This window comes from Pseudomonas sp. SA195 (assembly GCF_054131565.1).
This window is the reverse complement of the sequence record NZ_CP096392.1, coordinates 22,590-43,193: the sequence shown is the minus strand read 5'-3', so window position 1 is coordinate 43,193 and position 20,604 is coordinate 22,590. Positions and strand designations below refer to the sequence as shown.

The 20,604-nt window shown below is 64.2% G+C and carries 22 protein-coding genes; 8 read left to right on the top strand and 14 right to left on the bottom strand.

Going from position 1 to position 20,604, the window contains the following annotated elements; translation table 11 throughout:
- Positions 1-22 precede the first annotated feature (22 nt).
- The 6 genes from mdcE to M1D78_RS00190 form a co-directional block, all read right to left on the bottom strand.
- Complete coding sequence (mdcE, locus tag M1D78_RS00215; protein WP_437421915.1) at positions 23-808, bottom strand: biotin-independent malonate decarboxylase subunit gamma; 786 nt, start codon at positions 806-808, stop codon at positions 23-25.
- Positions 805-1,671, bottom strand: a complete 867-nt coding sequence (locus M1D78_RS00210) for a biotin-independent malonate decarboxylase subunit beta (protein ID WP_045159614.1) — start codon at positions 1,669-1,671, stop codon at positions 805-807. The genes mdcE and M1D78_RS00210 overlap by 4 nt, the downstream gene beginning before the upstream one ends.
- On the bottom strand, positions 1,664-1,963 hold the full coding sequence (locus M1D78_RS00205) for a malonate decarboxylase subunit delta (protein WP_437421914.1): 300 nt from the start codon (positions 1,961-1,963) through the stop codon (positions 1,664-1,666). The genes M1D78_RS00210 and M1D78_RS00205 overlap by 8 nt, the downstream gene beginning before the upstream one ends.
- Before the next feature lie 2 nt (positions 1,964-1,965).
- Positions 1,966-2,838 (bottom strand): triphosphoribosyl-dephospho-CoA synthase, encoded by an 873-nt coding sequence (locus tag M1D78_RS00200; protein ID WP_437421913.1) that lies wholly within the window; start codon positions 2,836-2,838, stop codon positions 1,966-1,968.
- Positions 2,838-4,505 carry a malonate decarboxylase subunit alpha gene (mdcA, locus tag M1D78_RS00195; RefSeq protein ID WP_437421912.1) on the bottom strand — a complete coding sequence of 556 codons (1,668 nt, stop codon included), beginning with the start codon at positions 4,503-4,505 and terminating at the stop codon, positions 2,838-2,840. Before mdcA ends, M1D78_RS00200 begins: the two co-directional genes overlap by 1 nt.
- Before the next feature lie 177 nt (positions 4,506-4,682).
- Positions 4,683-5,120, bottom strand: a complete 438-nt coding sequence (locus M1D78_RS00190) for a YqaA family protein (RefSeq protein ID WP_437421911.1) — start codon at positions 5,118-5,120, stop codon at positions 4,683-4,685.
- A gap of 120 nt (positions 5,121-5,240) precedes the next feature.
- Between M1D78_RS00190 and phnN the strand changes: the two genes are divergently transcribed.
- Positions 5,241-5,780, top strand: coding sequence for a phosphonate metabolism protein/1,5-bisphosphokinase (PRPP-forming) PhnN (gene phnN / locus M1D78_RS00185; RefSeq protein WP_437421910.1), 540 nt, complete (start codon positions 5,241-5,243; stop codon positions 5,778-5,780).
- On the opposite strand, the gene M1D78_RS00180 is transcribed toward phnN, so the two are convergent.
- On the bottom strand, positions 5,777-6,019 hold the full coding sequence (locus M1D78_RS00180; RefSeq protein WP_437421909.1) for a hypothetical protein: 243 nt from the start codon (positions 6,017-6,019) through the stop codon (positions 5,777-5,779). The two genes, phnN and M1D78_RS00180, sit on opposite strands and share 4 nt — an antisense overlap.
- A 260-nt stretch (positions 6,020-6,279) precedes the next feature.
- Positions 6,280-6,720, bottom strand: a complete 441-nt coding sequence (locus tag M1D78_RS00175; protein WP_437421908.1) for an HhH-GDP family DNA glycosylase — start codon at positions 6,718-6,720, stop codon at positions 6,280-6,282.
- 375 nt (positions 6,721-7,095) lie between these two features.
- Here M1D78_RS00175 and M1D78_RS00170 point away from each other — a divergent pair, with 375 nt between their 5' ends.
- The 3 genes from M1D78_RS00170 (at position 7,096) to M1D78_RS00160 (ending at position 10,644) form a co-directional block, all read left to right on the top strand.
- Positions 7,096-8,049 carry a TAXI family TRAP transporter solute-binding subunit gene (locus tag M1D78_RS00170; protein WP_437421907.1) on the top strand — a complete coding sequence of 318 codons (954 nt, stop codon included), beginning with the start codon at positions 7,096-7,098 and terminating at the stop codon, positions 8,047-8,049.
- 163 nt (positions 8,050-8,212) lie between these two features.
- Positions 8,213-10,246: a TRAP transporter permease gene (locus M1D78_RS00165; RefSeq protein ID WP_437421906.1), complete on the top strand. Its 2,034-nt coding sequence runs from the start codon at positions 8,213-8,215 to the stop codon at positions 10,244-10,246.
- On the top strand, positions 10,243-10,644 hold the full coding sequence (locus tag M1D78_RS00160) for a DUF1850 domain-containing protein (RefSeq protein WP_437421905.1): 402 nt from the start codon (positions 10,243-10,245) through the stop codon (positions 10,642-10,644). The genes M1D78_RS00165 and M1D78_RS00160 overlap by 4 nt, the downstream gene beginning before the upstream one ends.
- Before the next feature lie 54 nt (positions 10,645-10,698).
- Here M1D78_RS00160 and M1D78_RS00155 read toward each other — a convergent pair whose 3' ends face one another.
- The 3 genes from M1D78_RS00155 to M1D78_RS00145 all read right to left on the bottom strand — a co-directional run bounded on the left by M1D78_RS00155 (position 10,699) and on the right by M1D78_RS00145 (position 14,744).
- Complete coding sequence (locus M1D78_RS00155) at positions 10,699-13,182, bottom strand: TonB-dependent siderophore receptor (protein ID WP_437421904.1); 2,484 nt, start codon at positions 13,180-13,182, stop codon at positions 10,699-10,701.
- Positions 13,183-13,284: 102 nt separating this feature from the next.
- Entirely contained in the window at positions 13,285-14,232 is a 948-nt protein-coding gene (locus tag M1D78_RS00150) for a FecR domain-containing protein (RefSeq protein ID WP_437421903.1), read from the bottom strand.
- Entirely contained in the window at positions 14,229-14,744 is a 516-nt protein-coding gene (locus M1D78_RS00145; RefSeq protein WP_437421902.1) for a sigma-70 family RNA polymerase sigma factor, read from the bottom strand. Before M1D78_RS00145 ends, M1D78_RS00150 begins: the two co-directional genes overlap by 4 nt.
- Before the next feature lie 124 nt (positions 14,745-14,868).
- Between M1D78_RS00145 and M1D78_RS00140 the strand changes: the two genes are divergently transcribed.
- A complete protein-coding gene (locus M1D78_RS00140; protein WP_437421901.1) occupies positions 14,869-15,387 on the top strand; it encodes a DUF3617 domain-containing protein in 519 nt (172 codons plus the stop codon).
- Between the two features lie 18 nt (positions 15,388-15,405).
- Here M1D78_RS00140 and M1D78_RS00135 read toward each other — a convergent pair whose 3' ends face one another.
- Positions 15,406-15,765, bottom strand: a complete 360-nt coding sequence (locus tag M1D78_RS00135; protein ID WP_437421900.1) for an NADH:ubiquinone oxidoreductase — start codon at positions 15,763-15,765, stop codon at positions 15,406-15,408.
- A 66-nt stretch (positions 15,766-15,831) separates the two neighbouring features.
- Between M1D78_RS00135 and M1D78_RS00130 the strand changes: the two genes are divergently transcribed.
- On the top strand, positions 15,832-16,794 hold the full coding sequence (locus M1D78_RS00130; RefSeq protein WP_437421899.1) for a CobW family GTP-binding protein: 963 nt from the start codon (positions 15,832-15,834) through the stop codon (positions 16,792-16,794).
- A 4-nt stretch (positions 16,795-16,798) separates the two neighbouring features.
- On the opposite strand, the gene M1D78_RS00125 is transcribed toward M1D78_RS00130, so the two are convergent.
- Together M1D78_RS00125 and M1D78_RS00120 are read right to left on the bottom strand one after the other, a co-directional pair.
- The gene (locus M1D78_RS00125) at positions 16,799-17,173 is read right to left on the bottom strand and encodes a DUF3301 domain-containing protein (protein ID WP_437421898.1); all 375 of its coding nucleotides are present in this window, start codon (positions 17,171-17,173) and stop codon (positions 16,799-16,801) included.
- A 34-nt stretch (positions 17,174-17,207) separates the two neighbouring features.
- Entirely contained in the window at positions 17,208-17,615 is a 408-nt protein-coding gene (locus M1D78_RS00120; RefSeq protein ID WP_437421897.1) for an SMI1/KNR4 family protein, read from the bottom strand.
- A gap of 216 nt (positions 17,616-17,831) precedes the next feature.
- Here M1D78_RS00120 and M1D78_RS00115 point away from each other — a divergent pair, with 216 nt between their 5' ends.
- Positions 17,832-20,087 (top strand): ATP-binding protein, encoded by a 2,256-nt coding sequence (locus M1D78_RS00115; RefSeq protein ID WP_437421896.1) that lies wholly within the window; start codon positions 17,832-17,834, stop codon positions 20,085-20,087.
- Between the two features lie 14 nt (positions 20,088-20,101).
- Complete coding sequence (locus M1D78_RS00110) at positions 20,102-20,587, top strand: response regulator (protein WP_437421895.1); 486 nt, start codon at positions 20,102-20,104, stop codon at positions 20,585-20,587.
- Positions 20,588-20,604 lie beyond the last annotated feature (17 nt).

The following is a 20,604-nucleotide window of genomic DNA, read 5'->3' as shown; positions in this document are numbered from 1 at the left end:
GAATACGCCGCTCAGGTGTTCGTTACCACTGCGCGCGCAACAGCTCGCGCACCCGCGACGACGCCTCGCGATTCGGCGCGCCGAGACGGCCGCGCAGATCGCTGCTGCCACCGATGTCCACGACGGCCTTGGCGAGACAGTCGCGCACACGCGCCAGATCATCCGCCGAGGGCTGCTCGATGCTGTCCACGGCGAGGGTTTCCCAGAGCAGGCCGAGGGTCGCGTAGTTGTCGATGTCGTAGGCCATTGGCGGCACCGATTCGGCCAGGGCTTCCAGCTCCTCGACGCTGCGCAGGGTGATGCGCGCCGCGGCGGCCTTGCCCATGGCATGCACCATCACGCCCGGATCGCGCAGGGCGATGATCCGCTGGGCCTGATAGCCATGAGCGAGAAAGGCGCCGGACATGGCCTTGCCCACCAGCAGCGCGATCACCGGGTGCCCAGCCAGCCGTGCGCGGGCATAGCCATCCACCGCGCCGGCGAGGGCCTGGTGAATGCCCAGCGCCTCCTCGCGGCGGCCATAGGCCTGGCTCGGCACGTCGACCACGGCGACCACCACACGCTTGTCCGCCTTGTCGCGATCGGCGGCGATCACCTCGTCCAGCGCCTGGCCCAGGGCCCAGCCTTCGAGCAGACCGACCTCGCCGTTGCGCGCGCGCGGAAAGGGATTCTCGGCGTCCGGCACCACGGCGATATAGCGGGCGGTACGATCACCAAGGCTGCCATCGACCACCTTCACCGAGGCCGGGTAGCCCGCCAGTGCCTGACCGCCGGCCAGGGCTTGCAACCAGTTCAGTCCACGGCTCATTGGGCATCTCCTTCGTAGAGGGCACGCACGGCGGCGGCATCGAGCTGCGTGCGGGTGTCGACGTCGGCCAGGCGCTGGAGGTACCAGGCGTGGCGGCGGCTTCGCGGCTGCAGCGGCTTGCCGAGGGCGAACAGTTCGTGCAGTTGCGCGCGGATGGCGTCGGTGTCGTCGGCCACGTAGGCATCCACCAGACCCGAGGCGTAGCGTTGCTCACCGCCGGTCAGGCTCCAGATAAAGGGGCGGTCGCGCGAGTCGTACTCGTCGAGCCCGGCTTCCTGCTCGATCACCTGCGGGCCGTTGAGGCCGACGCGGGCTTCGCGGGTGACGACCAGGTAGCTGCACAGCCCGGCCGCGATGGACATGCCACCGAAGCAGCCGACGGAACCGGCGACCACGCCGATCACCGGCTGGTAGTCGCGCAGCTCGACGATGGCCGCCTGGATCTCGGCGATGGCGGCCAGGCCCAGGTTGGCTTCCTGCAGACGCACGCCTCCGGTTTCCAGCAGGAGCACGGCGCGGGTCGGGATGCCGTTGCGGTTGTCTTCGGCAGCCAGTTCCAGCGCGCCGGCGATCTTCGCGCCGCCGACTTCGCCCATGCTGCCGCCCTGGAAGGCGCCTTCGATGGCGGCGATCACCGCCGGCTGGCCGTCAATGGTGCCCTTGGCGACCACCACGCCGTCGTCGGCCTGGGTGACGATGCCCTGCTTCGGCAGCCAGGGCGAGGTGACGCGATCGAACGGATCGAGCAGTTCGCGGAAGCTACCCTCGTCTAGCAGTGCGCGGGCACGCTGGCGGGCACCGAGTTCGACGAAGCTGCGCGACTCGAGTAAACGGGCCACGGTGTTAGCGGACACATCAGTCATGGCCGACCTCCTCCAGTCCCTGCTCCAGGCGCAGACGCACTACGCCGGGTGTGGCCCCAAAATCGTGAATATCGATGTTCAATGCCGGTGGCGTCTGCCCGCGGAACATCCGCTCGAACAGACTCTTCCAGCGTTGCTCGGCACCATTGACCGAGGTGACTACCTGGATCGCCAGCTTGCCGGCCTGGCCGGGTTCCAGCAGGACTTCCAGATCGCCCGAGCCGACCACGCCGACCAGGGCCTTGCCGCGGGCGGGTTGCCCGGCGGCGAATTCGAAAGACAGGGTTTCCATGTTCAGTTGCTCCCAGTCGGCGCCAGCGCATGCGGCGCCAGACGGTCGAGGAAAAGGGTGGCGGCCAGGAGGTCGGCGGCGCCCCCCGGCGAGGCGTTGAGGGCGAGCATGTCGCGATCGAGCAGGCGCAGCTGGCGACGACCGGCGAGGCTGGCGGCACCACCGGCTTCGAGCACGGCGCGGGCACCGTCCTGCATGCGGGTCAGCCCTTCAAGACCGGCGCGGTGCAGCACGCAGGTGTCGGTCAGGCTGCTCATGATCGCCAGCAATGCATCGAGCCTGGCGTTCTGCTCGCCGGCGCCGGCATGGCGACTGGCCAGCAGCTGCGGCAAGCCGTGCTCGATGACCGCGGGGAAGCCCTGCTGCGCCTGCTCGCGGGCGCCGAGCACGCCGTAGCGACGGCAGACCCGCGCGCCGTGGCTGTCCGGGTTGTGCGGCGCGGCCGGGTCGTCCAGCCGCGCCAGGGCGGCCGCGCTGGCGGCGATCCCGCCGGCCGAAGCGCCGCTTTCCAGCATGGCTGCCGCGCTGAGCAGCCCCAGCGCCCAGATCGCGCCGCGATGGGTGTTGACCCCGGCGGTGACGCGCAGCATTTCCGCTTCGCCGTCGCGGCCCAGCTGGCCGAGGGTTTCACGCAGCGCCTGGCTGACCCGACCTTCGAGCCGCGCCGCATCGGCCATGGCGGCGAAGGCCGGCCACAGCGACTGCGCCGAGGCGTGCATCAGCCCCAGGTGCAGGTCCTGATGGGCGCCGCTGCCGCGTCGGTCGACCAGCCCCGGCTTGGGCGACAGCTCGGCCTCGTCGATCAACGCCTGCACCGCCAGATCGGCCAGGCGCTCGGCCGCGGACGGCGCCCGTCGTGCAATGAGTGCGCTCATCACCAGCTCCTGAACTTGGCAGGCGGGTTGTAGAGGCCGCCGGACCACTCCACCAGCTCGGCGATGCTCTTGGCGGCGAGCAGCTCGCGGCTGGCGTCGTTGCGGCGGATGCCGAGGTCTTCCGGCAGGGCGACCAGGCCTTCGCGGCGCATGCGCTCGGTGTCCTTCGGGTTGTGCCGCAGGCCGATGCTGGTGACGCCGGCCACCGCAGCGATCATCGCCTGGCGTTCCTCCAGCGAGCGCGCCTTATACAGGTAGGCGATGCCTTCCTCGGTGAGCAGATGGGTGACGTCGTCGCCGTAGATCATGATCGGCGCCAGCGGCATGCCGCTCTTCTTCGCCACCTCTACCGCGTCGAGCTGCTCGACGATGGTGGGTTTGCCGCCTTCCTGGAAGGTCTCGACCATCTGCACCACGAGCTTCTTGCCGCGCTCGAGCATGGTCACCGGGGCTTCGCCGCCGGGCATGGCCATGTCCAGCCAGGCCGGAGTCGGGTGGCGGCGACCGCGCGGGTCGTGGCCCATGTTCGGCGCACCGCCGAAACCGGCCAGGCGGCCGCGGGTCACGGTGGAGGAATGGCCGTCGCCATCGACCTGCAGGGTGGCGCCGATGAACAGGTCCACCGCGTACTGCCCGGCCAGCTGGCACATCATGCGATTGGAGCGCATCGAGCCGTCGCGGCCGGTGAAGAACACGTCCGGGCGCTGGGCGATGTAGTTCTCCATGCCCAGCTCGGTGCCGAAGCAGTGCACGCTTTCCACCCAGCCGGTCTCGATCGCCGGGATCAGCGTCGGGTGCGGGTTGAGCGTCCAGTTGCGGCAGATCTTGCCCTTCAGGCCGAGGGATTCGCCGTAGGTCGGCAGGATCAGCTCGATGGCGGCGGTGTTGAAACCGATGCCGTGGTTGAGCGACTGCACGTTGTGTTTTTCGTAGATGCCGCGGATCGCCATCATCGCCATCAGCACGTGCACCGGCTTGATGTGGCGTGGGTCGCGGGTGAACAGCGGCTCGATGTAGAACGGCTTGTCCGCCACCACGACGAAATCGACCCAGCTCGCCGGGATGTCCACGCGCGGCAGCTCGTCGACGATCTCGTTGACCTGGACGATGACGATGCCGTCGCTGAAGGCGGTCGGCTCGACCAGCGCTGGGGTGTCTTCGGTGCTGGGGCCGGTGTAGATGTTGCCGTGACGATCCGCCTGGAAGCCGGCCACCAGCGCGACGTTGGGGATCAGGTCCACCAATAGCCGCGAATAGAGTTCGATGTAGGTGTGGATGGCGCCGACTTCCAGCAGCCCGTCTTCGAGCAGCTGGCTGATGCGCAGGCTCTGCGGTCCGGCAAAGGAGAAGTCGAGCTTGCGCGCGATCTGCCGTTCGAACAGGTCCAGGTGCTCGGCGCGGCTGACACTCGGCATGATCATGTGCAGGTCATGCAGCTTGCCGGGGTCGGCCTTGGCCAGCGAGCGGGAGAGGAAGTCCGCCTGCTTCTGGTTGTTGCCCTCGAGCACCACGCGATCACCGGGGGCGATCAGCAGTTCCAGGGCCTCGACGATCCGCTCGCTGGGCAGCACCACGCCATCGGCGAGGCGCTGCACCTGATCGAGACGACGGGCTTTCTCAGCGCGACGACGCGACCACTGCGGCGGTGGGGAGATTGTTGTTGTCATGCTGACTCCACAGTATTTCCGCTTGTGGAACGCACAGTAGGGAGGTGGCCTAGAGGTCATCAATCAAGCTGGACAGCGGACCGTTACGCTGGTCGTAACGTTTCACGCATTAGAGCGGTCGCCTATAGCAGGTATGCACGGGAGGAAGATGCAGGGCGATCCGCCAAGTACAGAGACCTACAGCCAACCCAGCGTGACACCAGCCAGCAGCAGGTATCGCCCGCCCTTGGCCAGAGTCACCAGGAATAAGAAGCTCCAGAGCGGTTCGCGCAAGGTGCCAGCGACCACGGTCAGCGGGTCGCCAATGATCGGCACCCAGCTCAGCAATAACGACCAACGCCCGTAGCGATGGTAACGTCGCTGCGCGCGTTCGAGCTGTTGATCGCTCACCGGAAACCAGCGCTTGTGGCGCAACCGCTCGACCGACCGCCCCAGGAGCCAGTTGACCAGCGAGCCCAGGACGTTGCCCACCGTTGCGACCAGCAGCAGCGCCGCGGCCGGCTGTGATCCATGAAGCAGCAGCCCGACCAGTACGGCTTCGGATTGCGCGGGCACAAGTGTCGCCGCGGCGAAGGCGGCACCGAACAGGCCGAGATAGGCGGAAAGGTCGAGCATGCTGATATACGGAACGTCGGACTCAGGTAGCGCCAGCGGCGATAGAAGCAGAAGCCGTAAGAGAAATCTGGCAGGCTGCACGGCATTGGCGACGCGCATCGCACGGTAACAGAGGATTGGATGGAAGGCAGATTGATCTACCTCATCGGCCCCTCCGGCTCGGGCAAGGACAGTGTCCTCGACGCCGCGCGCGAGGCCTTGGCCGAACGCGGCGTGCGGGTTGCCCGGCGCGTTATCACGCGCTCGGCCGAAGCCGTGGGTGAATCAGCCGAGGCCGTGACTCATGATGAGTTCGATCGCCTGGAGCGCAGCGGGGCTTTTGCCATGAGCTGGCGCGCGAACGAGTTGGCCTATGGCATCCCAATCCAGATCGCGCAATGGCTGGCCGCCGGTGAGGATGTGCTGGTCAACGGCTCGCGTGGCTATCTGGAACAGGCGCGCCAGCGCTATCCGGGCCTGCTCGCCGTGCTGCTGCGCGTACAGCCGGATGTGTTGCGCCAGCGCCTGCTCAAGCGCAACCGGGAAACGCCCGAGCAGATCGAGGCCCGGCTGGCACGCAACGCGCGTTTCGAAGACTCGCTGGAAGGTGTCGTCACGCTCGACAACTCAGGCGACATCCAAGCGACCGTAGATCGCCTGCTCAAGCTTATCGACCGTTAACGCCCTGGCTGCGACCGAAATCCCGGCACGCCGGTAGGCCTGTCCACCCGGGCGGCCGGCTGAGTGCAATTGAGGTCGCGGAAGGGTTGGTCATTGAGCCGCTCCCAGCCATGCCCCGGCGAGGTCTGCCGGCAGATCACGGTGCCGTCGGCCTTGCTCTGCCACTGGTAGTAAGGCGCCGGGCCAGCCGCGGCTAACAGGGGAACGGTGAGGCTGATCGCGAGGAGTGCGGCGCGCATGGTTCGGGCTTCGAAGACGAGTTGGGCCACTCTAGCCGTATCGGCTCATAGCGCAAGAGCGGCTGGTCGGGGATTAATCACTGTGCTTGTGCGCATATACGGGATTCGGAACATGGATGATTACCAGCGGGACCCGACACACCGCGACGCGCTGATCGCCAGCAAGCTGGCTCCTACAGGAAAGGACTGTGCTGTTTCTTTTCGCGATCGCGAGTTGTCCAGCTCCGTACTGCACGCCGCGTTGCATCAACCGAAGGCAATCATGCCGAGGATACATACCAGACCGTTTCGGCCTCACGCATGAAGATTTCCACGGTTTTCGGCCCGATGCCTTCAAACTCGGCCAGCCGCTTTTCCAGCTCCTTGCGGTCCCGGCTCTGCTCGCGGATGTTGCCGAGCTTGCCGTCATAGTCGTCGTTGAGCTTGTTGCACAGCTTGAGCAACCGGTCGGCCGTGGACTCGTCGTAGCGCACATAGCGACCCTCGCCGAGCATGCTCACCAACGCGCGCCGGCTGCAGTGACCGAGTTTCCCAGGTGTGTCGCGCTTGTGCTTGACGACGATGACGCGATAGGCCTCGGCGGCAATGCTCTGCTGGATGCGCTTGCCGAACAGGAAGCTGGCGATAAACCACTTGAACAGCTCACCTTCGCCCTGGTTGATGTCGATCCCCAGTGATTTCGCGCTGATTTCATGAGCCATCTGGGTGTACCTCGCGGTCGGCGGGCTGCTCCCATTGCGACGCCAGCCAAGCGGGCGGGTTCGCCGGGCTTGGCTGCAATAGGCAAAAAACCGCTCATCGAAACAGCGTCCATGAGCGGTTTTATGCCGCTCACGTCGCCGCGCTACCTCAAATCAATCGAGACAGAGCCATTGCAAGTGATGGCACGGCTCGTGCTATACCCCAACTGCCCGATGCGAAGACTACGACAAGAAAAGCCGCACAGCGCTCTTTGCTTCCCACGTTTGGAAGCGTTCACGCCGCCGTCTCCCTTTTCTTGTCCACCTGCCGCCTGGCTGCAGGGGTCGTGTATCGTCAGTTCTGCGAAACCAATAACAACGAAACGGAGAGACACCATGAGATTGAGCAAACGCTTCAGCCTGTTCGCTGCCGCAGCGGCCTTTACCGCCAGCACTGCAGCGGTCGCGGCACCGACCTTCATCAACATCCTCACGGGCGGCACCAGCGGTGTGTACTACCCGATCGGGGTGGCCATCTCCCAGCTGTACAGCAAGGGCATCGAGGGCTCGAAGACTTCCGTGCAGGCGACCAAGGCGTCCGTCGAGAACCTCAACCTCCTGCAGGCCGGCCGTGGCGAGCTGGGCTTCGCCCTCGGTGACTCGGTTGCCGATGGCTGGAATGGCGTGGAAGACGCTGGCTTCAAGGCGCCGCTGAAGAAGCTGCGCGCCATTGGCGGGGCCTACCCGAACTACATCCAGATCGTCGCCAGCCAGGAATCGGGCATCAAGACGCTCGCCGATCTGAAGGGCAAATCCATTTCCGTCGGCGCGCCGAAGTCCGGCACCGAGCTCAACGCTCGCGCCATCCTCAAAGCGGCTGGCCTGAGCTACGAGGACATGGGCAAGGTCGAGTACCTGCCGTTCGCCGAGTCCGTCGAGCTGATCAAGAACCGCCAGCTGGACGCCACCCTGCAGTCGGCCGGTCTGGGCATGGCTGCCATCCGCGACCTGGCCTCGACCATGCCGCTGAACTACGTGGAAATCCCCGAAGACGTGGTCGCCAAGATCAATAACCCGGCCTACCAGGCCGCGAAGATCCCGGCAGGCACCTATGACGGCCAGGAAGCTGACGTACCGACCGTAGCGATCACCAACATCCTGGTGACCCACGAGGGTGTGTCCGATGACGTGGCTTATCAGATGACCAAGCTGCTGTTCGACAACCTCGAGCAGCTGGGCAAGGCTCATTCGGCCGCCAAGGACATCAAACTGGAAGGCGCCGCCAAGGATCTGCCGATCCCGCTGCACCCGGGCGCTGAGCGCTTCTACAAGGAAGCCGGGGCACTCTGACCCCGAGCCGGGCTGCGCTATCGCAGCCCACCCGGCGGGTGCCAGACCTGGCACCCGCTACTTGATCCGACCGACCTGAAGAGGCGCTAGTAAAACCAGCGTGCGTGCACGGCAGGTTTTGTTAGCGGCTCTCCGCGACCACGCTTATTGCTCGAGGCATTCCATGAGCGAGTTACAACAAGAACAAGGTTTGACAGGCAGCACGGCCGAGTGGCCAAAGGCACTGTTCTACGTCGCGCTGCTGTTTTCCGTCTACCAGATCATCATGGCCGCGTTTCATCCGGTGTCCAGCCAGGTGCTGCGTGCGGGCCACGTCGGCTTCCTGTTGATGCTGGTGTTCCTCAGCTTTCCGGCCCGCGGCAACGGCAAGCCATGGCAGCCCCTGGCCTGGGTTCTGGCCCTGGCAGGCATGGGCACGGCGTTTTATCAATGGTATTTCGAGGGCGACCTTATCCAGCGCTCCGGTGATCTGACGACGCTGGACTTCTATGTGGGCATCGCGCTGATCGTGCTGGTGTTCGAGGCCGCCCGCCGCGTCATGGGCATCGCGCTGCCGATCATTTGCGCGCTATTCCTCGCCTACGGGCTGCTCGGCCAGTATCTGCCGGGCGATCTGGCGCACCGCGGTTATGACATCGACCAACTCGTCAACCAGCTGGCCTATGGCACCGAGGGTCTCTACGGTACGCCGACCTATGTTTCGGCCACCTACATCTTCCTGTTCATCCTGTTCGGCGCCTTTCTCGAACAGGCTGGCATGATCAAGCTGTTCACTGACTTCGCCATGGGCCTGTTCGGGCACAAGTTGGGCGGCCCGGCCAAGGTATCCGTAGTGTCTTCTGCGCTGATGGGCACCATCACCGGGTCAGGCGTAGCCAACGTGGTCACCACTGGCCAGTTCACCATTCCGCTCATGAAGCGCTTCGGCTACCGTCCGGCCTTCGCCGGCGGCGTGGAGGCAACCTCCTCGATGGGCAGCCAGATGATGCCGCCGGTGATGGGCGCCGTGGCGTTCATCATGGCGGAAACCATCAATGTGCCCTTCTTCGAGGTCGCCAAAGCGGCGCTGATTCCCGCCCTCCTGTACTTCGGCTCAGTGTTCTGGATGGTGCACCTGGAAGCCAAGCGCGCCGACCTCAAGGGTCTGCCCAAGAACGAATGCCCGAGTGCCTGGGCCGCGGTGAAAGAGCGCTGGTTCCTGTTGATCCCTCTGGCGGTGCTGGTTTACCTGCTGTTCTCCGGCCGTACGCCGCTGTTCTCCGGGATGATTGGCCTGGCGTTGACGGCCATCGTCATCCTTGGCTCGGCAATCATCCTGCGAGTGTCATCGTTCGCTCTGCGCATGGCGTTCTGGATTGCACTGGGTGTGCTTTGCGCCGGGTTCTTCCAGCTCGGCATCGGCGTGATCTTCGGCGTTATCGCCGCATTGGTGGTGGCTTGCTGGTTCGTCAAAGGCGGCCGCGACACCCTGGTGATCTGCCTGCACGCACTGGTCGAAGGCGCGCGTCACGCCGTTCCGGTGGGCATCGCATGTACGCTGGTCGGTGTCATCATCGGCGTGGTATCGCTGACAGGCGTGGCCTCTACGTTTGCCGGCTACATCCTGGCGGTTGGCGAGAACAATCTGTTCCTCTCGCTGATCCTGACCATGCTGACCTGTTTGGTGCTGGGCATGGGTATCCCGACCATCCCCAACTACATCATCACCAGTTCGATCGCTGCACCCGCGCTGCTGGACCTGGGCGTGCCGCTGATCGTCTCGCACATGTTCGTCTTCTACTTCGGGATCCTCGCCGACCTGACGCCACCGGTCGCATTGGCCTGCTTCGCCGCCGCGCCGATTGCCAAGGAGCGTGGGCTGAAGATCAGCTTCTGGGCGGTGCGCATCGCCGTTGCCGGCTTCGTGGTGCCCTTCATGGCGGTGTACAACCCCTCGCTGATGCTGCAGGGAGATAGCCTTTGGATGACGCTCTACATGATCGTCAAGGCAACCTTCGCCATTGGCCTCTGGGGCATCGCCTCGATCGGCTACCTGCAGCGCCCGCTCGCCTGGTGGGAGCGGCTGCTCGGCTTCGCCGCCGGCACTACGCTGATCATGGCGCTGCCGATCACCGACGAGATCGGCTTCGGCATCGGCATCCTGCTGCTGGCGCAACACATCGTGCGGGCCCGCCGGGCCGGCCCGGTACTGGCGTGATCGGTCTTTGCTTGGGACTGGCTGGGGCGGTGTGGGCGCAAGTGCCCACACAGGACTTCACCCTGGCCTGGAACCACACCATCGAGAAGATCCGCTGGGAAGAAGATTACCGCGTGACGCCGGACGGGCTGCTGCTCGGCGAAGCGCGGGTCAAGGGTTCAGGTGCCGGGATGGAAATTCCGGATGACGCCGAACTGCGTGACGGGGCCTGGCACTACCAGCGCCAGATGCCGCCGTTGCAACCGCTGCGTGTGGGGCGAACCCCCGAAGCAGGGGATTACCAACTGTGTTTTGACCAGCGTTGCCACGCCTTGAGCGAATGGCTGGGCCCGCCACAAGCGGCCCAGCCCGCGCTGGAACTCTGGAGCTGCGCCGCCTCGGCGGCCGGTTCTTCCTGATTCGCCGACGCATGGCCGCGCAACACAGCGGAGCGCATGCGCCAGACGCACCAATCAGAAGTCGTAGGTCAGCGTCGCCATCACGTTTCGCGCTTCGCCGTAGTAGCACTGGTTGAGGCTGTTGCAGGCGGCGACGTATTTCTCATCGGTCAGGTTATTCAGGTTCAGGCGTACGCCCAGACCCTCCATGCCGACCCGCGACAAGTCGTAGCCGAGCATGGCGTCATACAGCGTGTATGCCGGGATGCGTAGCGTGTTTTCCGCATCTACCCAGCTCTTGCCGAAGTAGCGCGCGCCGCCGCCAATCTGCAGCCCAGCCAATGGCCCGGTGTGCAAGGTGTAGTCAGCCCACAGCGACGCCATGTTGCGCGCGACAGCATTGGGTGTATTGCCGCGGTTGTTGACCCCTGCGGTGCCGACGTAGTCCTTGCTGTACTCAACGTCCATGTAGGTGTAGCTGGCCAGGACATTGACGTTGTCGGCCGGCGCAAAGCGGGCTTCCAGTTCGACACCGCGCGATGTGATCTCACCGACCGAGCGGAAAAAGCTCTCGTTGGAATCCTTGCTCGACAGGTTGGATTGCTTCAGGTCGAACAGCGAGATCGTATAGAGATCATCCGTGCCGAGCGGCTGGTATTTCAGGCCGACCTCGAACTGTTCACCCTCGGTGGGATCGAGCAGGGTGATGTCGTAAGCGCCTGTGCCCGAGTCGTAGTTGTAGGCACCAGTCGCGTTCGGGTTGAAGGACTCGGAGTAGCTGGCATAGGGCGACAGGCCATTGTCGAACGCATAGAGCACGCCAACGCGACCGGTGAACTGTTCAAGCTTGGACTGATCCGCCTGGTCGCCATACATCGACTCGGTCTGCTCGAAGGAAACGTCTACCCAGTCCTGCCGCGCACCCAAAGAGAAGCGCCAGTTGCCGAGGCTGATCAGATCCTGCAGGTACAGGCCGGTCTGCTCCAGTTCGCGCAATTCGTCGTACTGGTGGTAGACCGCCAGGCTGCTCGGGTTGGCGACGCCGGTGTAGGGGTTGATCGTGCCGATGCCGGTGGCCCCGTTGTAGTCCACCTTTGCCTTGCGCCGCTGGTAGTCCAGCCCGGTAACCAAGGTGTGGCTCAGGGCGCCGGTGTCAAAAAGAAACTGCAGCTGGTTGTCCAAGGTCCAGGCGTGCAACACCTCATCGGCACCGGTGTAATAGCGCACCAGTTCGTCCTGCGTGGCGTAGCCGTACTGGTAGACCTGGCCGGATTCGACCGTCGAATCGAGGTACTGGAAGTTCTGTCGCGCCGACACCACGTCATTGAACCGGTGCTCGAGCTGGTAGCCGATCATCTGCTGGTCGCGCTCGAACTTCTCATAATGCTCGTCACCTTCGAAGAAGCTGCGCGAAATGCGCTGGCCATTGTGCGAGGTTACGGTGCCGTCCGCCGGCAGGCCGCCGTGATAGCCGCTTTCCGGGTCGTGCTGGAGCATGGCCTGAAGCGTGAGACGGGTATCCTGGGTCACGTCGATGCTTAGCGATGGCATCAGGGCGTAGCGCTTTTCCTCGACGCCATCGACCTGGTTATCAGCATCCTTGACCACACCGACGAGGCGGTACGCGATGCGCTCATCTAGCGGGCCGGTCAGGTCGAAGCCGATCTGCTTGTAATCCTCGCTGCCGTAGGACAACTGAATCTGCCGGCTCGCCTCGTGCTGGGGCTTCTTGGTCGTCATAGCCACCAGACCACCCGGTAGGCTGCGGCCGTAGAGCACCGACGACGGGCCTTTGAGAATGTCGATGCGCTCGACGAAATAGGGGTCGACCTGCAGGCTGCTATAGGTGCCGCTGTCGCCGAGCAGCTTCTGACCGTCGAGGTAGAGGTTGTCGACCGAGCCGTCAGTGATGCCGCGCATAGCCACGTAGTCATAGCGAGTCGTGGCACCGTACGGCGTGCTCATCAATCCCGGTGTGTAGCGCACGGCCTGGGCGATGGAGCGCGAGCCCTGGTCTTCGATCTGCTGCCGGGTAACGACGGAGACGGTTTGCGACGTTTCAGCCAGCGGCATGCTGGTCTTGGTCGCCACACTGCTGTGCGTCGCGGCGTAGCCTTCCATCTCGCCGAGTGCATTACCTAGGGCGAAGCCTTCGACCACCATCGGCTTGAGTTCAACGGCGCCACTTTGTCCGGCGGCTGGCGCCGGTTCCAGAGAATAGGTGCCACGCGCATCGCGTACCGCCTGCAGGCCGCTGCCCTGGAGCAGCGCCTCGAAGCCTTCCTGCACGCCGTACTGGCCTTGCACGCCGGACGTTTCACGCCCTTCGACAAGGCGGCCCTCGACCGACAACAGGACTCCCGCCTCGCCGGCGAAGCGGCTCAAAGCGGTCGACAGTGCGCCGGCAGGAACGTCGTAGTGGCGCAGGCCTTGCTCGCTGGCGACCTGGGCGAGCGCCACCGGCACGGCGCTAAGGGTTGCCAGCGGCAGGCAGAGCAGCGCGGCGCGAATCGAGCGGGACAGGGTGTTGCGGCGAAGCGGCAAGGCATGGGGACGCATGAAGACTCCTTTTGCTGAAGCAAAACGGTGATCGATGCGTCTATGCCCCGCGAGTGCAGCAAAAGGGGAACTGCCGATGCGATTTTTTTTCATCGCATCGCCTCAAGCCGACAATGGCTCCAGGGTGACCCACCAGGGCAGCAGCCGGTTGACGCGCAACCGCAGGGTACCGGCCAGGGCTTCGAGAACGCGGTCGGTGTCCGCCAGCGGATATGCCCCTACTACGCGCAAGCCGGCGATGCGCGGGTCGCAGCCCAGATAGCCCTGGCGGTATCGACCTAACTCCAGCAGGAAGTCGTCGAGCCGCCGGTTGTCGGCCAGCAGGACGCCACGCGCCCAGGCCTGGCGACCGGTCTGCACCGGCTCGGACAGGCCGAGCGCATCGGCGCTGAACGAGACCTGCCGACCCTCGACGATGCGGTGCGCTATACCCTGCCCGCCCGGCCAGACCGTCAGCTGACCCGCGAACACGCTGAGCTGGGTTTGGCCCGCCTGCTGCTGCACCGAGAACTGCGTGGCCACGACCGCCTCGAGATGCCCTTCGGCCGTGTGCAAGCGCAACGGCGCCGTCAGGGCAGGTGCCTCGACGAGCAGCTCGCCGCGATACAGCCGCACCTCGGTACCCACGCCGCCCGAGCTGAGATCTGCCGCGCTATCGGTGTTCAACCAGATCCGGGTGCCGTCGCTCAGCGGCCATTCGCGCACCTCACCGACCAGGGTGCGCTGGTCGGCCGTCCAGCGGCGCCAGGGCAACGCCCCGCCCGTCAACGCGAGCAACGCGCCGCCACCCAGGACTGAAAGCGCCTTGAGCGCCTGCCTTCGGCTCGGCGCGCGGCGTTGCAACAGTGCAGTCGCATCAGGTGCGAAGGGGTCCCGCGCCAACGGCACGAAGCCAGCACTGATGCGTTCGACGCATTGCCACGCCCGTTCATGCTCCGCCACGTTCATCCATGCACGCCAAGCGCGGCGATCGGCCTCGCTGACATGGTCGGCCTGGAGCACCGAAAACCAATGCGCGGCAGCCTGCAGTGTGGCGTAGTCCCGGCTCATGCCTCGTCTTCCAGCAGCAGGCATTGCAGCATGGCCTGGGCCATGTATTTCTTCACCATCCGGTCGGACACGCCCAGCTCTGCCGCGATCGCCGCGTAGGTCAGGCCGTACAACTGCGAAAGCAAGAAGGCCTGGCGTACCCGCGGCGGCATTGCCTGGAGCATGGCGTCTACTCGCAGCAACGTCTCGATGACCTGGGCCTGGGATTCAGCCGACGGCGCGACCGCTTCCGGCTGGAGCGCCATCGCGTCCAGGTAGGCCTGTTCGATGTCCCGGCGCCGCCAGTGGTTGATCAGCAGCCCTCGGGCGATGGTGTGCAAGTACGCCCGCGGTTCACGGACGGCGTCTAGGCTTCCGTCCTTGGTCAGCACGCGGACGAAAGTATCCTGCGCCAGGTCCGCGGCCCGCTGGCTGCAGCCCAACTGCCGACGCAACCAGCCGTTGAGCCAGCCTTGGTGGTCGACATAGAGCTGATGCAGGAATTGTTGCCGAAGCGTGCCTGAGCTCGCCATGATGGTTCCGTCTGCGTTGAGATGCTAATGCTAACGCTTCTCATCAACGAAACGCTATGGTCCGCTGACCTCGACGCGCCCAGATTTCGTCTAGGCTGAGATTATTTCGCCGAGGAACGTACCGATGAAAAATGCACTGCCCTTCGTCTGCTTGGCCACGTTGGCCCTGCCCGTCCAAGCGGCGGAGATGCTGCCGGGGCTCTGGGAATTTTCCAGTGAAGAGATGGAGGTCGATGGCATGCAGATGCCCGGCATGGCCGAAATGCTCGAGCAAATGAAGGGACTGCCGCCGGAACAGCAGGAAATGATGAAGAAGATGCTTGCCGAGCAAGGTCTTGCGGTCAGCGAGACGGGGGTGCGGATGTGCCTCAGTGAGGCTCAAATCGAAGCACGTGAACTCCCTTTTCAGGATGAACCGGGATGCACCCAGACGATTTCGGACGCCTCAGGCGATCGGTGGCGCTTCAGCTTCGAATGTCCCGACGCCAAGGGCAGCGGCGAGACCCACCTGATCAGCGAACGAGAAGTGCGCAGCACCATCGAAAGTGAATATCAGGTTGGAGATCAACGCGGCACCAGCCGCATGGCGTCCCACGGCCGTTGGCTTAGCGAGGACTGCGGCACGCTGAAGCCGCGCTCCTGAGGTTCCACGTGGAACCGCTCAAGGCACTTCGCCTTCCCATGTGCCGCCATTGGTTTGGGTGCAGGCAGGCGCGAGAAAACGAGCATCGGTCGCCACGCCGTAATAGTGGATGTCCTGTCGATAAGGCATGTTCGACACTTGCGCGTCGCGGCACACACCGAAGGCACCGTCGGGACATTGCTCGACGAACCGGACCTCGACCTCCTGCCCCTTGAGGGCTGGCTGGCAGAAACCGGACCGGAACAGCTCGGAAGGAATGCTGCGGTTCTCCTGGCACACTTCGACTTCGACCCGGTCGTCCTGACTGTGCACGACGCACCCTTCAGCCAGCGCCTGGCCCGTAACCGCCAACAACACGACACATAGGAAACGCAACACCTTCATCCTCCTCTGCTGACGTGCGACTCTAGCATGCAGCCCGACCCTGACCTATCGACCACGCACATGCTTCAGCAGATTCCGACCCACCTGATTACCGGCCCCCTCGGCGCCGGCAAGACTAGCCTGATCCGCGCATTGTTGCGCCAGAAGCCGGCCGATGAGCACTGGGCCGTCCTGGTCAATGAATTCGGGCAGATAGGCCTGGATGCGGCGCTGTTAACCACCGATGACGCCTCGGTCAGCCTTGCCGAAATCGCCGGTGGCTGCCTCTGCTGCGTCAATGGCGTGCCCTTCCAGGTGGGGCTGAACCGCCTGCTGCGCAAGGCACACCCAGACCGCTTGCTGATCGAACCGTCCGGCCTGGGCCATCCTGTGGACCTGTTGGCACAGCTGGCGGCGGCACCCTGGCAGACCGTACTGAACCTGCAACCCGCCGTCGCTGTGCTCGATGCTGCGGCACTGGCGGCCGGCGAGCCTTTGCCGGACAGCCAGGCACAGGCCCTGCCACACTGTGGGCTGCTGGTCATGAACAAGAGCGAGGCGCTTGATGTTGCCCGACGGGAACAATTGGCGGCGCAACTGCCGGCGCGCCCGCTCCACTGGACTCATCACGGACAGCTCGACCTGGCTGCGTTGCCCGGGATAGCCCACCGCGCTCGATACCACGAGGCCGCCGCGCCCTTACCCGACGCGCCTTCACCACCCCATAGCCTTTGGCTGGACCCAACCCGCCCCATTTGCCAGGCCCAGGGCAACGCAGACGGTTGGAGCATTGGTTGGCGCTGGCACCCGAGCCAGCGCTTCGACCCACAACTCGTTGCGGACTGGCTCGCCAGCATGCCCTGGCGCCGCGCGAAGCTGATCCTGCAAACACCCGAGGGAGGGCGTTCGGCCAATGCGGTTGGCGGCCAGGCATTGGCTTTCATGCCCAGCGAGTGGCGCAAGGATTCACGGATGGAATTGATCTTCGACGAGGCTCAGGACGAGACGAGACTGAGCGCGGCTCTGGTGGCCTGCCGGTGCTAGCGTGCTATTCGCCGCGACGTCGCCATTCGTCAAGCTGAATGACCCGACCCTGATCTTCGCGCGGGTGGAAGGGATGGGCTTCCATTTCGATGGGCCCTGGGCGCCCGCCGAACATGACGATACTCCCTTGATGCCGCTGCTCGCCGGTCACGGTGAATTCGAAACCATAGACGCGCGCCAGGCGGCGTTGTTGGCGGGCATCACGGAGCAAGCGGATGCGTCGGAACGCGACGTTACCGTCCAGCAGTTCAACATCCTGCGCTTTGCAGTGCCGGCGGACCGCTACCAAGGCGCGCTCGCGGATGCCGTGCGAATGCCACAACCACGCCACGGCCGTCATCAGCAACAGAAAGAGGAACAGGTTGCCCAGGGTAATCAACGGTGGCCTCCATGACGCGAAGTGACCGGCATCGTCAGCTCTCCAGCCAGACGTCGCGCACCCAATGCCAGACCGTTTCCCAGCTTTCGTCAGTGAGTTCGTGTTCGGTGCCATCAAAGAGCGTTACTTCACCTTCCAGGTCGACCACGTAATAATCCGGCCCGTCCTGGCAGATCGGCAGCAGGTCGCGCGGGACCCCGGCGTCCCAGGCATTGGCGGCGACTTCGGGCAGGTAGGTGTGAGACTGTGGGTCGGTCGCAGTCACCGGCTCGAGGCGGCCGTACACCACGTCGCTGACCAGCAGCAGAAACTCGCGCAAGCCGTACGGCAAGTTGATCAGCAACTCTTCCTCGACCTCGACCAACCGGTCGTCGTCAGGCAATTCCAGTGGCACCGGCACCGACTCGTTGAGCTCACGCAGTTGCTCGATCACCTCTTCCATGCAGCCCCCTTCGCCAGTCGCCAGAAAATGCGCCGTTTATACAAGCCATCGCATTGGCGAGCCAGTCTTAGTCGCGCTAAAGTGACCGGCACCCGCAAAACGGCAACACTGCCGCGTTATCCGTAAGCCACCCACCTCGACCTGTGGCCCACGATAGCGATCGCAATCGGTGCCCGCTCGCCATATCCGGCCCGTTCGGGCTCCACAGGAGTTCCATTGGCATCCACCGAAGAACGCAAGCTCGCCGACGCCATCGCACAGTGTGGCGATGAACCCATCCACATCCCCGGTAGCATCCAGCCTCACGGTTTCCTGTTGGCGCTCAGTGAGCCCGAACTGGCGATCGTTCAGGCCAGCGAGAACGTGGAACAGTGGCTCGGCGTGACCGCTGAAAGTTTGCTGGGCCGCCGGCTGCCGGACCTGATCTGCGACTGCGGCTTTTCGGAGCGCCTGGCGGCGCTGGCCGAGGATGACCACAACCCCTTCCACCTGAGCGACATCAGCTTTCGCCTGGACAACGGAGCCAATCACCTCCCGCTGGCGCTGATGGCACATCGCTTCAAAGGCAAGCTGATAGTCGAGTTCGAGGCGGCTGGCAGTTCCGGCGCCGCCTACGACAACCTCTACCCGCTGATGCGGACCTTCGTGGTGCAGCTGCAAGAAGCACAGGAGCTGGACTACATCTGTGCGTTGGCGGTTCGCGAGGTCAAGCGAATCACCGGTTTTGGACGGGTCAAGGCCTACCGCTTCGACGAGCAGGGCAACGGTCTGGTGCTCGCCGAAGAAGCCGATGAAGGTTACCCGCAGTATCTGGGGCTCTGTTTTCCCGCCTCGGACATCCCACCGCAGGCCCGACAGCTGTACTGCAGCAACCTCGTTCGTGTCATCCAGGACGCCAATTACCAGCCATCTCCTATCGTTCCGGCAGTCAATCCTGACGGCCAACCGTTGGACTTGAGCTTTGCCTCCCTGCGCAGCGTGTCGCCCGTGCACCTGCAATACATGCGCAACATGGGCACCCTGGCCTCGATGTCCGTCTCCATCGTCATCCAGGGCAAGCTCTGGGGCCTGATTTCATGCCATGACGCAGCGCCGCGCGCCGTGTCCTATCAAACCCGCACCGCCTGCGAGTTGCTCGCGCGAATCCTCTCGCTGCAAATCGAAGCCAAGGAAACCGCTGCGCTCGCCCAGCGCAAGCTCGAACTGCGCCGGCAAATCGTCGAGTTGCTGTCGAGCATGGCCGACCGCGACAGCGTGGTCGAAGGGTTCCTCGGCCAGCCGCAGGTGGTGCTGGACTTCGCCAACGCCAGCGGCGGCGCGATCATTTCGGGTGAGCGCTACGAAACCGTTGGCGAAACCCCACCTTCCGCGCTGCTGACACGCCTGACCCAATGGCTCGCGCATCAGGATGAGATGCAGGTATTCAGCAGCAACAACGTTGGCCGTGACGTACCGGCCATCCCAGAGCTGGCCAAGCACTGTGCCGGCGTGCTGGCGATCCCGATATCGCGTTTGCATCCGCACTACCTGATCTGGTTCCGCCGCGAGCAGGTCAAGACGGTCAACTGGGCGGGCCAGCCGGAAAAACGCATCGATCAGGTGCGCGGCAGCCTGTCACCACGCAACAGCTTCGAAAGCTGGCAGGAAACCCTGCGGGGCTTCGCCGAACCCTGGCAATCCATCGAGATCGAGGGCGCACTGGAACTGCGCACCGCGGTGCTTGGCATCGTGTTGCGCAAAGCCGAAGAAATGGCCCAGCTGGCTGGCGAGCTCCGCGAGAGTAACAAGGAGCTCGAGTCGTTCTCTTACAGCGTGTCCCATGATCTACGCGCACCCTTGCGGCACATCGCCGGGTACGCGGAGCTGCTCGGCGAACTCGAGGGCAGCAAGCTCAGCGACCGCGGCCTGCGATTTCTCGACAACATTGGAGACGCCGCCCGCTTCGCCGGCACGCTGGTCGATAATCTGCTGAGCTTCTCCCAGATGGGGCGTGCGGCGCTGCGGCTGTCAGATGTCAATCTGGCTGCGCTGGTCGAGTCCATCCGTCAGGAAATGGCACCCGATTGCGAGGGCCGACAGATAGAATGGCGCATCCACCCAATGCCTGTGGTGATCGCCGATGCCGCGTTCATCCACATGGCGCTGCGCAATCTCATATCCAACGCCATCAAATACAGCCGTAAACGCGAGCAGGCGATCATCGAGATCGGCGCCGAAGAGCGCGCCGAAGAAGTCATCGTCTACGTGCGCGACAACGGCGTCGGTTTCAACATGCAATACGCCAACAAGCTCTTCGGGGTCTTCCAGCGGCTGCATCGCATGGAGGAATTCGAGGGCACCGGTATCGGGTTGGCAAGCGTACGCCGGATCATCGAGCGACACGATGGTCAGGTCTGGGCGGACGGCCAGGTCGGCCACGGCGCGACCTTCTTCTTCTCACTGCCCACGCTCAGTTACGCATCCTCTCTTTAGTACCGGATTCGCTCATGCTCAAACCCATCCTGCTGGTAGAAGACAACCCTCATGACCTCGAGCTGACCCTTGTCGCGCTCGAGCGCAGCCAGCTGGCCAACGATGTGATCATCATGCGTGATGGCGCCGAGGCCCTCGATTACCTGCTACGCCGCAACGATTACAGCAAACGGGCCGATGGAAATCCGGCCGTTTTGCTGCTCGACCTGAAACTGCCCAAGGTCGATGGCCTTGAAGTCCTGAAGACGATTCGCGAGACGCCCGATCTGCGTGCGATCCCTGTGGTGATGCTGACCTCATCGCGCGAAGAACCGGACCTGGCGAAAGCGTATGAGCTCGGGGTGAACGCTTACGTTGTAAAACCGGTCGAATTCCGGGATTTCGTTGCCGCCATCTCTGACCTGGGCGTCTTCTGGGCGGTGCTCAACGAGCCGCCACCCGGGTCGTTACGCCTGCAACGCCATCGTCGTGAACGCAAGTCGGATGAAGAGCCGAGCTGATAGCCAGGCGCGTCTCA